The sequence below is a fragment of the Pseudomonas sp. HMSC063H08 genome (genome assembly GCF_001813645.1).
Classification (GTDB): domain Bacteria; phylum Pseudomonadota; class Gammaproteobacteria; order Pseudomonadales; family Pseudomonadaceae; genus Pseudomonas; species Pseudomonas aeruginosa.
In genome coordinates this window covers 1-211 of record NZ_KV813323.1, presented here as the reverse complement: position 1 = coordinate 211, position 211 = coordinate 1, and the positions used below count along the sequence as shown (strand labels likewise).

The 211-nt window shown below is 64.0% G+C and carries 1 pseudogene; it reads right to left on the bottom strand.

Going from position 1 to position 211, the window contains the following annotated elements:
- A pseudogene (locus tag HMPREF2924_RS00480) lies at positions 1-211 on the bottom strand (type VI secretion system tip protein VgrG); the annotation flags it as partial.

Here is a 211-nt window from a genome sequence, read left to right as displayed (position 1 = left end):
TCCTCGGCCTTGAACTCGCTGTAGCTGTTCGCCTCCACGGTGTCGTGGCGTTCGTGGCCGACGCGGATCTTCTGGTCGTGCTCGATGTTCTCGTCCCAGTCGCGCTGGGCATGGACGAAGATCTGTTCCTGGCCCTTGCGATCCTCGATGCGCAGCTCGTTGTAGCCGCCGCCGCCAGGGCTGCTGAGGCTCTTGAAGACGCTGCGGGTCT